Origin of the sequence: Corynebacterium sp. BD556 (assembly GCF_038452275.1) — a bacterium.
Classification (GTDB): Bacteria; Actinomycetota; Actinomycetes; order Mycobacteriales; family Mycobacteriaceae; genus Corynebacterium; species Corynebacterium mayonis.
In genome coordinates, this window is record NZ_CP141643.1 from 483975 (window position 1) to 499817 (window position 15843).

The window sequence follows — 15843 nt, forward strand, 5'->3', positions numbered from 1 at the left end:
TCTTCGGTATGGGGTGTGCTCACCCCCGTTAGCGGTTAATAGACCACATTCGCGCGTAAGCACCTCCTTGCTTAAGGAGGTCCCCGTGCGCACCGTCTTCCATGATACGTCCTTTATTGAGGACAAGTACACGGTCTGCCCGTGCCGCTGTGGCCAATCGGTGGGCGACGATTACGGAGGTGCGCCCCACGGTGGTGTGCTCGGCGGCGTCGAGGACGGCCTTTTCGGTTGCGGGGTCGAGGGTGGCTGTGGCTTCGTCGAGAAGCACAATGTTGGGATGTAGCATCTCTGCGCGCGCTAGGGCGATGATTTGGCGCTGCCCGGAGCTTAAACCTCGGCCGCGTTCTCCGACCGTGTGGTTGAACCCGCCGGGAATCGTCGCAATGACGTTGAGTGCTCCGATGGCGCGCACGGCGTTTTCGATCTCGGCCTCGGTTGCATTGTCGACGCCGTAGGCGATGTTGTCGGCCACGGTTCCGGGGAAGATGTAGGTTTCTTGCGGCACCTGGGCCACGGCGCGGCGCCAGTCGGACAGCGGGAAAGATGCGATGTCGCGGCCCGAGGCGCGTACGGTGCCCTCGATGGGGTCGTAGAAGCGCGCCAAAAGCTTGACGACGGTCGATTTACCTGCCCCGGTGGAGCCGACAAGTGCCACGGTTTCGCCGCTGCGCAGGGTGAGGTTGAGATCTTCGATGACTGTCTCTCCCGGCTCATCTCCGTCGCGGCCCCCGTAGCTGAAGGTGACGTTTTCAAAGGTGACGTCTCCGCGTGCCTTGTCGGCGGCATCCGAATCGGTGCCATCGTCGGGCACCGTCGTGGTGGTGTTTAACAGGTCCTGGATGCGACCGAAGGAAATGGTGGCCTGCTGCCAGGAGTCGAAGATCTGGCCGAGTTCCTGGATCGGGCCGTAAAGCTGCGCCAGATACATAGTAAAAGCGACGAGGACGCCGACGGAGAGCTCACCCGCGGCCACGCGCTGGCCCCCGACGAGAATGATCACGGCCGTCATGATCTGGGAGATCGCCTGCATACCGGGGAAGTACGTGGCCATCAGCGTCGCCGAGCGCATGCTGTAGCGGCGGTATGTGTCGGCTTCTTTTTCGAAGTGAGCTTCGGTGGCAGCTTCCCCCAGGTGCATCTGGGTGGAGCGGATCCCACCGATCAGCTCGGCGAATTCGCCGTTGACGGCGGAGACTTGGGTCCGCATGGCGGAGTACCAACGCTTGGAGTAGATACGGAAGAAATACGTTGCCAAGGCGATGACCGGCACAGCCGCCAAGGCCACCACGGTCAGCCCAGCGTCGGTGGCAAAAAGCATAACCACCACGCCGAGCAGTGTTCCGGAGGAAACGATCGCTTGGGCCAAACCGGTCTGCAAAAAGCTTGACAAAGCATCGATATCGGTGGTCATGCGGGTCATGATGCGGCCTGAGAGGTGGCGCTCGAAATAGGACATTCCGAGACGTTGCAGGTGGGCGTAGCTACGAATACGCAGGCCGTAAAGCAAACGCTCACCGGAGCGGGCGCTGAGCACCGTCATGAGAGTTTCGCTGGCCCACCCGATCACCACCACACCCAAGGCGAGGGAGCCGACAGTCCACAAAGCGCGAGGGTCACCGGGGGTGATGCCGTCGTCAATGCCGGAGCGGATCAGGGTAGGGAAGGCCAACTGCGCCAAAACACCCACGATGAGGAGGGCGACAGTGGCCGCGATGAGCCAGCGCACCGCGCCGAACAAGCTGGAGACCGCAAAGTCTTGGCCAGGCTCGCGCAGGCGGGTGGTATCAATGTTCGGCATTTCTTTGGGCGGCGGGAGGTGCGCCACCCGCTCACGCAGCTCAGGTGTAGCCACTATCGAACGGTTGTCGCGCCCGCCGCCCACCTCGGTGAGAACATGTTCTTTGTCGGCAGGGGAGATATCTGGCCACAGCTTCGCCGGGCTTGGCTCGGCAGGCTCAGGGGTGACGGCGTCGGGGGAGGGGTCCATCAAAGCGCGGTAAATGTCGGTCGTGGTGGCGTGGTCGCGGGGGGCGTCGACAAGCACACGGCCCTGGTCGACAACCACGACGCGGTCCGAGTGATCCACGGTGGACTGGCGGTGCGCCACGGCAATGACAGCGACATCTTTGAGGTGTTCACGCAGATTCGCCAAGATGACAGCCTCATTTTCGGCGTCGATGGCACTGGTGGCGTCGTCAAGCACAAGCACAGCAGGGCGCGAAATAAGCGCGCGAGCCAAAGCGACACGCTGGCGCTGGCCGCCGGACAACGTCAAACCGCGCTCACCGACGAGCGTGTCATAGCCGTTTGGGAGGCTTTCGATGAACTCGTCGGCGCGCGCGAGGCGCGCAGCCTCGCGCACCTCGGCGTCTGTCACCTCGCGCGGGGCACCCATGGCGATGTTGTCGCGCAGGCTGGAAGAAAAAAGGAAAGCCTCGTCGAACACGCAGGTGACCTTCTCGCGGATCTGCGCGGTCGTTAAATCGGCAAAGTTGGTTGAACCGGAATCGCTCACTAATGAGACACTGCCCTGCTCGGGCTCGTAAAAAGCGCCGGCGAGCTGCACCGCCATGGTCTTGCCGGCGCCGGCCGGGCCGACAACGGAGACAAACTCACCAGGGCGCACACTCAAATCAAAACCGTCGAGTACCCTGTGTCCGCCGCTGGAAAAACGCACGTTGTCGAAGCGGATACCAACGGGGCCTGGTGGGGTGGGCGCAGGCAAAATCGGATCCTCGCGTTGCGGGCGAAGGCTGAGCACCTCGTCAAGGCGATCGAAAGAGCTCATGCCCATCTGCAAGCGCACGTACTGGTTGGTGAGCATGCTGAGCATGCTCGTCATGGAGGTCAGGTACGCAGTAAAGGAAACAAAGCCTCCCAGCGAGATGCGTCCATCAATAGCGGCGAGGCCGCCGGCCACGATAGTGATGACGAGAGCGAGCTGGGGAAGCTGGCTCAACAGCGGCTGAAAGCGAGCCATCAGCTTCGCCGAGCGCATCTTCACCGCATACAGCGAGCGGCTCAGCCGGTCAAGCTCATCAATGGCGCGTTCCTCGCGACCAAAAGCCTTGACCACGCGCACACCGGAGACGGTTTGTTCCACATGCGCGGCCATGTCTGCGGTGGCCTGCTGCGCCACCCAAGTCGCCGCGTAAAGCGCCTTGCGGGAGCGATTCGCCTCCCACAAGATCGCAGGCAAAAGGCACAAAGACAACGCTGTCAGGCGCACATCCACAACGGCCATGGCCACGATGGTGAACACCAACTGCAAAAAGCGGGTGAAAAACATCGACATTGGGCCAAGCACCGTGTTCAGTTGGCTTAAGTCCGCAATGGAACGGGCGACGATCTGGCCGGTGACAATGTTGTCCTGGCCGGGCCCGTCGAGGCGTTGCAGCGCGCGCAAAAGCGCCGTGCGCACCCACAGTTGGGTTGAGGACGCCAACCGCCCCGCCGACCAGCGCCTCAACCAGGACAGCGCATAGGTCACCAGGGCGATTGCGACCATCGACCACGCCAAATAGGTCACAGAGCCCGGCACCACCCCAGTGGCTACGTCAATGGCGCGGCCGGTCAGCGCGGGCAGCGAAACCTGCGCCACGGCTGCAAGGCCCGCCGTTGCAAAAGCGAGGATTGTGGCTGGCTTGTTCGCGGCCATGGCACGCACCAGCAGATTTGGTTTACGGCCACCAAAGTGGGTCAATGTGGGGTGGGCCAAGGTTGTCGCTCCGCCTCTCTCGTGGTGTTAGTTGGTGGCGTTGTTGCGGTCCTTGCCTGTATCCCTATCTCGGGAAAATGCCCGGGTAACAAACTCCATCAAGCCCTTCTTTTCATCGGTGGGGGTTTGATCGGGGGAAGGATCGGCTGGCGGCTCAGCTGGGAAGCGGGCCGGGATCGGGCCGAGGCCGGGTGCCACGTTGGAAATGACGGCGGCCGCCAGTTTACGGTTCGCGCCTGCACCGGCGACGGCTCCTAGTCCAAGTGGGAGCAGTTTGCCGATCCACGCGCGGCGCATGCGGCGCGTGATCTGCTTCATCGCGGCGCGGGTGAGAATGTTGTTTGCCTCGGCCAGCTTCGGGCCGGAAAACCGCGCCAGGGTCGCGGCGGTAGGGATCTTTTTCGCCTCCGGGCCGAGCAGCGCATCCACCACGGCCAACCCCTTCGCGCCCGTGAGTACGACCAAGACGATGGAGCGGCGGTGCTCCGAGTCCGTGATGTCCACGCCGCGCAGGTAGGCGCTGGCCATGGTGTAAAAGGCGGCCAGATCGAGGAAGACGACGGACTCGCCTGCAATTGCGGCGGAACCGGTGACCAAGCCCACCCCTGGAACTGCCGCTGCGACGCCAACGCCTACCCCGGTGCCAGTGACAGTGTTGCGAAAGTGCTTGTCCATCAGCCCCTGGATCTCTGCCGGGGACATCTTAGGGTTCTGGCGGCGCAACCAGTTGACGTAGCCGTGAATGGAGCTCGCCTGCAGGTGCACAGCCTTGTCTACGGTGCTGATAAACGCGCGGCCGATCGGGCCGGCCTCTTTTTCCAGGGTGGCTAGATCGGAGTTCATCGCATCGGTGATGATGTGTTGAACTGCAGGATCCTGTGTTGTAGTCCCTGAGAATTTCCTTCGAGTGAACATGAATCGAGTCCTTGTAAAATTTGGTGTGCGCCTGTTGCTATCGCTTCCTTAGTTAACACCTCGGCCGCAAAGACCATTCCCCGCGTAAGGGCGGTGGCCGCTGGCAGTTTTTGTGCAGAGAACAAATTCTACTGGCCCGCTATGCTGGGGTGCATGGAATCAGCGGCAGGGCCCGTTGTTCGCACGACGGCGGGGCAGGTCATGGGGGTCGTGGACGAGCACACACGTGTGCGCACCTGGCGCGGCGTTCCTTTTGGGGCAGACACCTCGGGCACGCGCCGCTTTCGCCCCCCGCGGCCCGTTGAACACTGGGAAGGTGTGCGCGACTGCACCCAATACGCGCCGCCCGCACTGCAAGGTTCTTTCGGCTGGATGGACGCTGTCGTGGGAACTGAGGACTGTTTAAGGCTCGATGTGGTACGTCCCGACACCGACGACACCTTGCCCGTCGTGGTCTACTTCCATGGCGGCACCTTCGTTACTGGGGCCAGCCACGAAAAAGTCCTCCAGGGGCACAACTTGGCTGTAGCCACCGACGTGGTCTACGTTTCGGTGAATTTCCGCCTCGGCGTGCTGGGCTACCTTGATTTTCGCTCCGTCGGAGAGGACTGCGTGGCCAACCCGGCGCTGCTCGATCAGATCCTGGCTTTGCATTGGGTGCGCGCCAACATCGCCGCCTTCGGCGGGGATCCGGACAACGTGACAATCATGGGCGAATCTGCAGGCGGAGCTGCCGTAACGCACCTGATGTGCGCGCCCGCCGCGCAGGGGCTGTTTCACCGCGGCATCGCCCAGTCCCCGCCGGGCGCCAGCGTTCACTCACGTGTGCAGGCCGCGATGTGGGTGCGCAAGCTTATCGACGGCATGGGGTTGTCCCGCTTGACCACCCTTGACCAGTTGCGCGCCGAGGACGCCCGCGAACTAGTGCGCGTGGGGCAAAGCATGCTCCTCAACGGCCGCGAGGCCCTGCAGTTGAACACTGCTTTCATGCCGACTGTCGACGGCACCACACTGCCCGCGCACCCCTTGGACGTTTTTGAACGTGGCGAGCAGGCACCGGTGCCGCTGATCATTGGCACCAACGAGGACGAGGCCAGCTTTGCCAAAGCCATGTACGCCACCGCCCGTGCGCGGCAGCGCGCCGCTGAACGCGCCCTATCCGTTTTCGATGCCGACAATGCCGGGCGGGTATTGGCCACTTATGACCACGCCGGCGGGCGCCGGGACTTCGCCGAACTCATCGCCGATGCAGTGTTTTGGGCCCCGTCAGTTGCCTTAGCCACCGCGCACCGCTGGGTCGCACCGACGTGGATGTACCGCTTTTCTTGGGCCTCCACCACCATGCGCCGCTTAGGGCTAGGGGCGATGCACACTGCGGACCTCGGCGTGGTCTTTGGCGATCCGGATGCGACGAGAGCTTCGCGTATCGACAGGCTGGGAAGCCGTGCCGGGCTGGGATCTCGCGATGCCTTCGACGATGTCAGCCGCGTAATGCAGTACCACTGGGGTAGGTTTTTTCACACCGGCACGCCGGGGGAACAGTGGCCGCGCTACGGCTTTCGCAGCGACGACCGGCCAGGGCGGGCCACGGCGGTGTTTCACGACGAATTTCGGGTGGTATTCGATCCGAAGTCGGCGCAGCGTCGGGCGTGGGAGCGCTTTGACATGCGTGAGTGGGGAAACAACCGCACGGACCTGTTCGATAGCTTTGGCCTTGAAGCAGGCGCCGAACGCTGAGTCTGCACGGGCGGAGTGGGCGTTGCGTGGCTAGGCTGGAGCGAGTCGCCGCCCCGTCGACTGATCCTCCGCCGGATGGATTTTCAACTCAACCACTTTGGAAGGAAATGGTGCGCTGTGAGCTTTTTCGAGGACATTGCCGCCGCCCTTGACCGTGAAGGAATCGAATCGCGGGTGCATGGCGCGACGATGTTCGTGCCGATCACCGCGGACGTGGAGATCCAGTTTGAGGAAATTGATGCCCACCTGCCTGCGGCGAACGTTTATATCGCCGCCGCAGATGTGGACGAGGATGACGATGAGTTTGAGGCTGTGCTGGTTTCCGTGGTGTTTTCGGTCGAGACGGCCGTGGCGACCGTCTCCGAACACATCGCTACCGACGAGGTGGTCACGGTTCTGCGCGACCTGCTTGAAAGCACCGATGAGCGCATCTCTGACCTTGAGTTTTTCCCTGATCGGGTGAACAATCAATTGGTGCGCGCCGAGGTTGGCGACAACGCGGAGATCCAGGTTCTAGTGGAGGTACGTGACAATCAGGCTACCGCCTCGGTGGCTTTCATCGCGCTGACTGACAATTACGAGGACCTCATGGATGACGCCATAGGTGAGCTGTGGGAATCCGACGGTGATGGTGAGCTTACCGACCGGGACCGCCAGCACCTTTTCGAGACTATCCATAATGAGGCCGTTGCCGAGGCGGAGCTTTTAGAGCTTGGCTCCTACACCGACTTCGACAGGCTTTTTGACATTCTCTCCCTGGCTGCCGACCAAGCGGAGGAGTGGGAGGCGCAGCTTGTCCCCGTCGAGGACGACTTCGACGAGCCAGATATCTACGACATCTTCGGCGAGGACGATCCAGAGCTTAATGAGGAATCGGGTTCGCTGTCGGCGTCCTTGGACACCGACCCTGACACCGACCCTTTGGCCGTCGAGGTCGAGGCAGAAGATTTCTAACTGGCCTGGGGCTGCGCCGGTGTGATCCCTTCGAACAGGGAGGGAGGGGATTTGACGGGGGTGTAGGAAAAATCGGCGAGCCACACGTAGTTGATGGCCCGCGGCGAGGAGATTTCGTGGACCGCGGCCACCTGTTTGCCGGGCAACAGAGCGCGGATCCATGCCTCGGTGATCACCGGGTCCGCGCTAAGCCCGGTCCGGCTCGTGATACGCAGCTCTATGAGGTACGCGGGCACGTTTTCCTCCCCGAATCCCTGGATTCGTGCCCGGGCGCGCGGGCCGACGCGGCGCCGGATGACAGCGACGGTCAGCTCCTCGCCGTGGCCGATCCGGGGGAGTGTCTTAAGAGGTGGCCGCCACGCGGCTGTTGCGCGCGCCAGCGAGCGGGGATGCCGGATGATGCTGCGCAGCGCCGCGACGGTGGTGGGGTAACGGGCGGTGATGTGCTCGGTGAGATCGGTGGACGTGGGCGTGATGAAGGCGGTGCTGTCTGTAGTCATGCCGTGAACCTTAGAACATAGGGTCGACACACCCCGGACATATATAGAAAATATGTTCGACCGGATGGAGATTTGACACAAGGGTCTAGGCTGTTAAAAGAAATGTCACCAAAAACTGTCACCGATCACCTGGAACCGAAAATCCCCGCCACCATCAAGGTCCTGGCTGGGGCCGCGTTCATTATTGCCCTGGGCTACGGCTTCATCGCTCCGATCCTGCCGCAGTTCACCACCAGCTTTGGCGTCTCCATGGCCGCAGCCGGAGCCGTTGTGTCCATCTTCGCCGCCGCCCGAGTCATCGGCGCGCCGGGAGCCGGATTATTGGTGGATAAGCTGGGCTCGCGCCCCATCTACCTCACCGGTTTATTCATCGTGGCAGGCGCAACGTTTATGGTGGCATTCGCGCAAAGCTACTGGCAGGTCCTCGCGTTACGTTTCATCGCAGGCTTCGGCTCAACGATGTTTACATTGTCCGCCCAAGCACTGATCGTGCGCGTCACACACCCCAACATCCGCGGGCACGCCAACGCGCTGTACGCTTCCGCGTTTCTGCTCGGCAACATCTTCGGCCCCATCATCGGCGCGGCCCTGTCGTATTTAGGGCTTCGCATCCCCTTCGCCATCTACGGCATCGTGGTAGCAGCCGCAGCCGCCATGGTCTGGATTGTCACTTCCAGCCCGCGAGGTCGCGCGCAACTACCCCCAAACTTACCCCCCATGGGGTTGCGCGCCGCGTTGTCCATGCCGACCTATCACAGTCTCCTCGCTGCCGGTTTTGCTAATGGGTGGGCAAATTTCGGTGTCCGCACCGCCGTGCTGCCACTATTTGCCGCAGCCGTCTTCGCCAACGGCGGCGCCGCTTCAGGTCTCGCGCTGACCTCCTTCGCGGTGGGAACCGCGATCACACTGCAGTTTTCCGGCCGGCTCGCCGACCGACTCGGCCGCAAGCCACTGATCATTGCGGGCCTTGTCACCATCGCGGTGTTCACGGGGATGATGGGCTTTTCGACGCGCTTTTGGCCACTGATGATCACCTCCGCGCTCGCCGGCGTAGGCGGCGGCCTGATGAACCCCGCCCAACAGGCATCATTGGCCGACATCATCGGCAACCACCGCTCCGGCGGCAAAGTGCTGTCCACCTTTCAAATGACCCAGGACGCCGGCGCAATCTTCGCCCCCATCATCGTGGGATTTATCGCTGAGACCTTCGGCTTCCCCGTAGCTTTTCTCTCCACCAGCGTCATCGCCCTGCTCGCCCTCACGATGTGGTTAATCCACGGCAAGGAAACCAAACCGGGCACATATCCCGATGCCAAAAACCCGATCCAAACAGAACCAAAGGAGTAAAACAATGCGCGTAATTTTGGACTGCGACCCGGGCATCGACGACACCATAGCCTTGATCTACCTAAGTGCTCTGCACCATGAGGGCCGCATCGAAATTGACGCGGTAACCACCACCGCCGGAAACATTGACGCCGACCAAGGCGCCGTCAACGCCGCCTGGGTGTTAGGGCAGTGCGCGCTGCGCACCACCCCGCTGGCCGCTGGGGTAACAACCCCACTGAAATACGAGCTGACCACCACCCCGGAAACTCACGGGCCAACCGGGCTCGGTTACATCACCGCACCACAACGCTTCGTTGAGAGCGATTGGGACGCGCTGTGGATCGACTCCATCGAACGCGGCACTCAGGACCTGCACCTGATCATCACCGGCCCGATGACCAACCTCGCGACATTTAAGCGGCTCCACCCGCACCACTACGCGCGCCTTCAACACATCACAGTGATGGGCGGAGCATTTAATTACCCTGGCAACACCACGCCGAGCGCAGAGTGGAACTTCTGGGTTGACCCGCACGCAGCCAAGGAAGTATTCGCCGCCGCACCAGCGCCACTGACAGTATGTTCACTGGAAGTGACGGAAAAGATGCTGCTGGAACCGGAGCGGCTAGAAGGGATCGTCGACAAGCTTGGAGCCTTTCCAATGGCGAAGAAGCTGCCGGAAATCATGCGCTTCTACTTCGAATTCCACGAGGAAGTCGGGGAAGGCTACCGGGCACAGATCCACGACCTGCTCGCCTGCGAAATAGCGTTGGGCACAGTGCTTTTCGACGCCCCACTGACCACCATCGACATCGAAGCCGACTCCGAGCTCATGCGCGGCACCTCCGTGATCGACACACGCGGCATCTGGGAGCGCGAAAACAACGCGCACGTCGTCACAACCGCCGACATTGACGCCGCCTGGGCCGAATTCGAACGCGCCTGCGGCGTCCACGCCCGCTTCACCAACGGCGGCCTCGCCGCAATCCGACACGCCCGCGCCGAAGACTAACCACCCCGAAACCGCACCCAGCTACTCCGGCAAATCAAGCGAATCGATCACGCCACGCAACGTGGCAGCAGAAGCATCAAAACGCTCAAACTCCTCCGGGTCAAGACGCAACTCCACAACATTGCGCACCCCGCCACGGTTCAAAATCGTCGGGGTGCCAATGAAAACGTCATCGCGGGCATACTCGCCATTGAGCTTCACCGACACCGGCAAAGCCACATCCTCATTGCGCAAAATCGCGCGGGTAATACGCGCGAGCGCCGAACCAATGCCATAAGACGTGTTGCCCTTGCGCTGGATGATCCCATAAGCCGCATCACGGGTTTTGCGGAACATCTCCTCAAACTCATCATGGATCTGCGGATTCGACTCCGCCTCCTTCGCCAGGATGCGTGGCAAAGGGACACCCGCGACGCTGCCCGACGACAACACCGCCAACTCAGAATCACCGTGCTCACCAATGACATAGGAATGAACCGCAGAAGCCGCGACGTCGAAGTGACGGCCCAAATTGTGCCGCCACCGAGCAGTGTCAAGCACCGTGCCAGAACCAATGACCTGATTCCACGGCAGGCGGGTTTGCGTCCACGTCGCATAAGTCAACACGTCCACAGGGTTCGTGGCCACCAGGTAAATCCCGTTGAAACCATGACCCATGACCTCGCGATTGATCGACTCGAAAATCTTCACATTGCGCGCCACCAAGTCAAGGCGAGACTCGCCGTCACGCTGGGCCACACCCGCGCAATTGACAACCAACGCCGCATCCCGACAATCCTCATACGAGCCGACGCTTACCTGCGCGTTATGGCCCGAATAAGGAATCGCATGCGATAAGTCCTCCACCTGCGCCCACGTCATGGCCTCGTCGAGATCAATGATGGCCAAATGATCCGTGAGCCCCTGGTTAAGCAGCGCATAAGCATAGGCAATACCCACAGCGCCTGCGCCAATGAGAACGATCTTGTTACCTTGAGTAACGGTCATGGTTGAATCCCCTTAAAAATCCCCGGAAAAGTACCAACCACAAGGGTACGGCGTGGGGCGCAGTGCTGCTAGTGATTACTACTGCAAGGGAAAGCGGGGGAGTCCTTAACCTGAAATCTCGGTTGGCACGCGCGAGCCCTGAATCAGCATCAAAAAGGTTCATCCGGAGCTTATCAAGCCATAGGAATAAGGGGAGCTTGCTCCACCGGGTCGTCTGCTTGGGCAATGCGCCAGAGCTTACCTTCTATTTCAGTTTTCGGCCCGGTGAAGTCATCGGCGGTTGACACCACGCGAATGGCGAGACTGTCCCCGTTTTTGCAGATTGGAAGCTCGAGATCCCGTGCGATTCGTTGGTGTCGCTGATAATCCCCGAGAATCAAGATTCCTTCGGGAGCGAGGGTGGTACGCGCACCTCCGTTAGCTCTAATTCTTTTCATGGGATCTTTTTGCTGAGCCACTGTGTAGATGACTCCACGGGGAATCAACTCGCCCTGTACCTTGCGAAAAAGGTTGTTGAGCCTTCTTTGCCCTGAAGTATCTGACATGATTTCAGAGGCATCCTTCGGGTCTAGATGCAAAAGTGTGTTTTTCGGATAGGACTGATCTAGCCACGCCCATTGAATGGAGCTTCGCCCGATGCGGTTGAGAGTTTTCTTTTGATCCCGATTCTGCCCCTGATTTAAAACCTCAGGACTAATTTTCAAAAAACCCACGCGAAATGTCGAAAACTCCTCACTCGCATGGCACAGCATGGCGTGATGACCTATCGTCTCGTTGGGGATCATCCATCCGTACATTTGCTTCGAGTATTTACAGTCAACCTCGTTTCCCAAAATCTTATAGTCCATGAAGTCGCCGTCAGAGATGAACGAGCTGAAAGCCCTCCGAATGTTGATCTCCAGAAGTGACCCGATGTGGGCCAACTCGGTTTTGCTGAGTTCAGATGGACGAAACCGTCCGGTGTGCTGCCCATCGTAGGCTTGGTCAAAAGTTTGCCTAAAGACCCTTCCCATTTCTTCGCCAGCGGGAATTCGGTAACGGAAATGTTCAGCCAAGGCTTTCGCAACCGTATCATCTGGTAGTTGGCCCAGGACCAACTCTGCTTTGCTATCAGGCACCAGCAACCCTCGGAAGATCGGATTCCACTAGGAGGCGGGATTGTTCCGTTTTTGAACGTGAAAGCGCCTCGCGGATTTTAACCCCAATTGCTTCCGCGACTGGCGGTGGGAACGCGTTCCCCACCTGCCTCCACTGTGCGGTTTTCCCTCCAGCCCATAGCCAATTCTCCGGGAATCCTTGAATAACGCCTCCCATCTTCACCGTCAAACGTGGCAGATTCTCCGGATCATTAACGGGAAACTCTGGTCCCGGTGCTTCCTCTGCAATCGACGTGCCTTTCACGCCCAGTTTCTTCCACGCTGCTTTGGCCCGCGTCGGACCGACGTCAGGACCACCATGCTTCTTTGAACCACCAACCAGAGTCGGTGCAACTGTTCGTGCATTCTCTGCCCATGCGTCTGCTCCCGGCCAACCACGCTCCTCCATCAGGTGGTGCAGCGCTTCTCCCACTGAAAGCTGACGATGTATTGGTTCCGGCCAGCGAAAATGCGGGGAAACCTCCGGTTTCAGGGCGATAAGAATAAATCGTGGCCTTAACTGCGGAACACCGAAGTCCGCGGCTTGAAAGATCTTCCACTGCGTTTCATAGCCCAAATCGCTGAAAGCTTTGAGAAGTTGCCCCCGGTAAGAATCGAAACGCTTTTGGGCTAACCCCTTTACGTTTTCGATCATTACAGCCCGAGGATCAATTTCTTCGACTAGACGCAGTGCTTGAGGGAAGAGATCGCGCTCATCTTCTGCGCCTAATTGTTTACCGGCGATAGAGAATGGGGGGCAGGGCACTCCACCGGCAAAAAGATCGACCTGATCTTTCCATTGAGTGCCGTCCAAATCATGCACGTCCATTTCCAAGACATTCCAATTGACGTCGCATTCCGAACCGCGATTGAGGCGCAGTGTCTCGGCTGCCCAACCATCAAGCTCAACTACAGCATTGTGCCTAAAACCAGCCCTCTCAAGGCCGAGCGCCTGCCCTCCAGCTCCTGCGCAGATTTCAAGCGACGTAAATTCCTCGGTGCGGGATATAGACAACTCTTTGGAAATCACAGCCAACCCTTTTGCTCAATGTACTCAATGCTGACGATACTAAAGGCGCTACCGACACTGGGAATCTAATATAGTACATATGTTTGCATTCCTGTGCTAACTGGAAATGATAATGATTATGGTGAACCCGATGCGACTTCTCTTTCATCCTCACCTTTTTTAGTCGCCGCTACCCGTTAATCAGGGTGACGAAGCAGAGATAAATTAGAGCATTTTCCTAGAGCGGGGTTCCGGACTAGAATGCCTCAGCCTTCCCCTCTAGATGATCGCAAGCAAGAGTTAGATAGCGGGAATTCTCACATCGAACCAGGCCGGCGTCGTCAAGCGAAAAGGCCTCAAATAGTATTCTTGCCGCTGCTGGCGTAGGGTGAGGGGCAATGAGCAATTCCGAAAACGCTACCGGCAGCGAGTTTGAGCCGGATATGAACTTGTCGGAAACTCAGGAAAACCCGCAGGATGTCGCAGTGTTTAGCGCTGCAGATAACGACACCAGGGAAGCGGGCACTTCTGAGGAAACCGGCGCTTCGGAGAATACCGAGGCCACTGTTGAAACTGATAACTCTGACGCAGACTTCACCTCAGAAGATGCCGCTGACCTGAGCCACGGGTTTGATCACCTTGGCCTGCCGTCCCGCGTCGTCGACGCGGTGAAGAAGGTTGGTTTTGAAAAACCGTCTGCCATCCAGGAAGAAACCATCCCGCTGCTGATGGAAGGCCGCGACGTTGTCGGCCTTGCGCAGACGGGTACCGGCAAGACGGCGGCGTTCGCGTTGCCGATTTTGTCGCAGATCGATGTTGATGAGCGTTACCCGCAGGCGCTGATTCTTGCGCCGACACGTGAGCTGGCGCTGCAGGTGTCGGACTCCTTCCAGTCCTTTGCCGATCATCTGGGCAAGATTTCGGTGCTGCCGATCTACGGCGGCCAAGCCTATGGCATCCAATTATCTGGTCTGCGCCGTGGAGCCCAGATCATCGTGGGTACGCCGGGTCGTGTCATCGACCATTTGGAGAAAGGCTCCCTGGACATCTCCAGTTTGCGTTTCCTCGTGCTCGATGAGGCAGATGAGATGCTCAATATGGGTTTTCAGGAGGATGTTGAACGCATCCTGGAAGACACCCCTGAGGCGAAGCAGGTTGCGCTTTTTTCGGCGACAATGCCCAACGGTATCCGCCGGATTTCCAAGCAGTATTTGAACAATCCTGCCGAGGTCACGGTTAAGTCCGAGACTCGCACTAACACGAATATCACGCAGCGTTACTTGTTTACGGCGCACCGCAACAAGCTGGACGCTATCACCCGTATTCTTGAGGTGACTGAGTTCGAGGCCATGATTGTGTTTGTGCGTACCAAGCAGGCGACCGAGGAGGTCGCCGAGAAGTTACGCGCTCGCGGTTTTTCTGCCGCGGCCATCAACGGTGATATTGCGCAGCAGCAACGTGAGCGCACTGTGGATCAGCTTCGCGACGGGCGCCTCGACATCTTGGTTGCTACCGATGTTGCGGCCCGTGGTTTGGATGTTGAGCGCATCAGCCACGTGCTCAACTATGACATTCCGAACGACACGGAAAGCTACGTTCACCGCATCGGTCGTACTGGGCGTGCCGGTCGCACGGGTGAGGCGATCTTGTTTGTCACTCCGCGTGAGCGTCGCATGCTGCGCTCCATTGAGCGGGTGACCAATGCGCGGATAGATGAAATGGACTTGCCTACTGTTGACGAGGTCAACGAGAGCCGCAAGGTGAGCTTTATGGATTCGATCACCGAGTCTTTGGAGTCGAGCCAGTTGCAGACCTTCAAGCAGATGGTGCGTGAGTATTCCTCGACCAATGATGTGCCGATGGATGACATTGCGGCTGCCCTTGCCGCTCAGGCGCATGCCGGTGAGGAGTTCCTGATGAAGGAGCCGCCAAAGGAGAAGCGGGGCCGGGACCGTGACCGTTTCGACCGCGATGAGCGCGGCGGGCGATTCGGCCGGGATCGTAGGGATCGCTTTGACCGCGATGATCGTGGCGATCGTGGGGACCGTTTTGACCGTGGTGGGCGTCGTAGCCGTTTTGAGGGCGACAATGAAAACTTTGATACTTACCGTCTTGATGTTGGTAAGCGTCAACACGTCCGCCCAGGTGCGATCGTCGGTGCTTTAGCTAACGAAGGTGGGCTGAACTCTCGTGACTTTGGCCGCATCACCATCGGTGGAGACTTCTCTTTGGTGGAGCTGCCGAAGAACCTGGACCGTGGCGTGCTTGATCGCCTGAGTGATACGCGCATCTCAGGCCAGTTGATCAATATTCAACCGGATAAGGGTTCCCCGCATCGTGGTGGTCGCGGCGGTGGATACCGCGGTGGTGGATACCGCGGCGGACGCGGGGGCCGTGACTTCGATGACCGCGGCGGACGCCGCGGCCGCGGGGGCCGCGAGTGGCGCGATTAACCACCAGCTCACAACCCCCGACTACTGAAGTGCATTGATGCTTAACTGAAGGCGAGATGCAGTTCAGTAGTCGGGGGTTTCGGCTTGCCACTA

11 protein-coding genes are annotated in these 15843 nt (G+C 59.7%); 5 read left to right on the forward strand and 6 right to left on the reverse strand.

Features of this window, described 5'->3' with window-relative positions:
• Nucleotides 1-28: 28 nt before the first annotated feature.
• On the reverse strand, nucleotides 29-3658 hold the full coding sequence (locus VLL26_RS02325) for an ABC transporter ATP-binding protein (protein WP_342319519.1): 3630 nt from the start codon (nucleotides 3656-3658) through the stop codon (nucleotides 29-31).
• 87 nt (nucleotides 3659-3745) lie between these two features.
• Nucleotides 3746-4561, reverse strand: a complete 816-nt coding sequence (locus VLL26_RS02330; RefSeq protein WP_342319520.1) for a hypothetical protein — start codon at nucleotides 4559-4561, stop codon at nucleotides 3746-3748.
• Between the two features lie 225 nt (nucleotides 4562-4786).
• Between VLL26_RS02330 and VLL26_RS02335 the strand changes: the two genes are divergently transcribed.
• Nucleotides 4787-6370, forward strand: a complete 1584-nt coding sequence (locus tag VLL26_RS02335; RefSeq protein WP_342319521.1) for a carboxylesterase/lipase family protein — start codon at nucleotides 4787-4789, stop codon at nucleotides 6368-6370.
• A 117-nt stretch (nucleotides 6371-6487) separates the two neighbouring features.
• The gene (locus VLL26_RS02340) at nucleotides 6488-7324 is read left to right on the forward strand and encodes a hypothetical protein (RefSeq protein ID WP_342319522.1); all 837 of its coding nucleotides are present in this window, start codon (nucleotides 6488-6490) and stop codon (nucleotides 7322-7324) included.
• Here VLL26_RS02340 and VLL26_RS02345 read toward each other — a convergent pair.
• Nucleotides 7321-7824, reverse strand: a complete 504-nt coding sequence (locus tag VLL26_RS02345; RefSeq protein WP_342319523.1) for a hypothetical protein — start codon at nucleotides 7822-7824, stop codon at nucleotides 7321-7323. The two genes, VLL26_RS02340 and VLL26_RS02345, sit on opposite strands and share 4 nt — an antisense overlap.
• Before the next feature lie 102 nt (nucleotides 7825-7926).
• Here VLL26_RS02345 and VLL26_RS02350 point away from each other — a divergent pair, with 102 nt between their 5' ends.
• Both VLL26_RS02350 and VLL26_RS02355 read left to right on the forward strand, forming a co-directional pair.
• Nucleotides 7927-9171 (forward strand): MFS transporter, encoded by a 1245-nt coding sequence (locus VLL26_RS02350; protein WP_342319524.1) that lies wholly within the window; start codon nucleotides 7927-7929, stop codon nucleotides 9169-9171.
• A gap of 4 nt (nucleotides 9172-9175) precedes the next feature.
• A complete protein-coding gene (locus tag VLL26_RS02355) occupies nucleotides 9176-10165 on the forward strand; it encodes a nucleoside hydrolase (protein WP_342319525.1) in 990 nt (329 codons plus the stop codon).
• Nucleotides 10166-10186: 21 nt separating this feature from the next.
• On the opposite strand, the gene VLL26_RS02360 is transcribed toward VLL26_RS02355, so the two are convergent.
• From VLL26_RS02360 to VLL26_RS02370, 3 genes are all read right to left on the reverse strand, one after another.
• On the reverse strand, nucleotides 10187-11152 hold the full coding sequence (locus VLL26_RS02360) for an L-lactate dehydrogenase (RefSeq protein WP_342319526.1): 966 nt from the start codon (nucleotides 11150-11152) through the stop codon (nucleotides 10187-10189).
• A 173-nt stretch (nucleotides 11153-11325) separates the two neighbouring features.
• Nucleotides 11326-12270: a NaeI family type II restriction endonuclease gene (locus tag VLL26_RS02365; RefSeq protein WP_342319527.1), complete on the reverse strand. Its 945-nt coding sequence runs from the start codon at nucleotides 12268-12270 to the stop codon at nucleotides 11326-11328.
• Nucleotides 12263-13318, reverse strand: a complete 1056-nt coding sequence (locus VLL26_RS02370) for a DNA cytosine methyltransferase (RefSeq protein ID WP_342319528.1) — start codon at nucleotides 13316-13318, stop codon at nucleotides 12263-12265. Before VLL26_RS02370 ends, VLL26_RS02365 begins: the two co-directional genes overlap by 8 nt.
• Nucleotides 13319-13695: 377 nt before the next feature.
• On the opposite strand from VLL26_RS02370, the gene VLL26_RS02375 reads away from it, so the two are divergent.
• Nucleotides 13696-15750 carry a DEAD/DEAH box helicase gene (locus tag VLL26_RS02375; protein ID WP_342319529.1) on the forward strand — a complete coding sequence of 685 codons (2055 nt, stop codon included), beginning with the start codon at nucleotides 13696-13698 and terminating at the stop codon, nucleotides 15748-15750.
• Nucleotides 15751-15843: the final 93 nt, after the last annotated feature.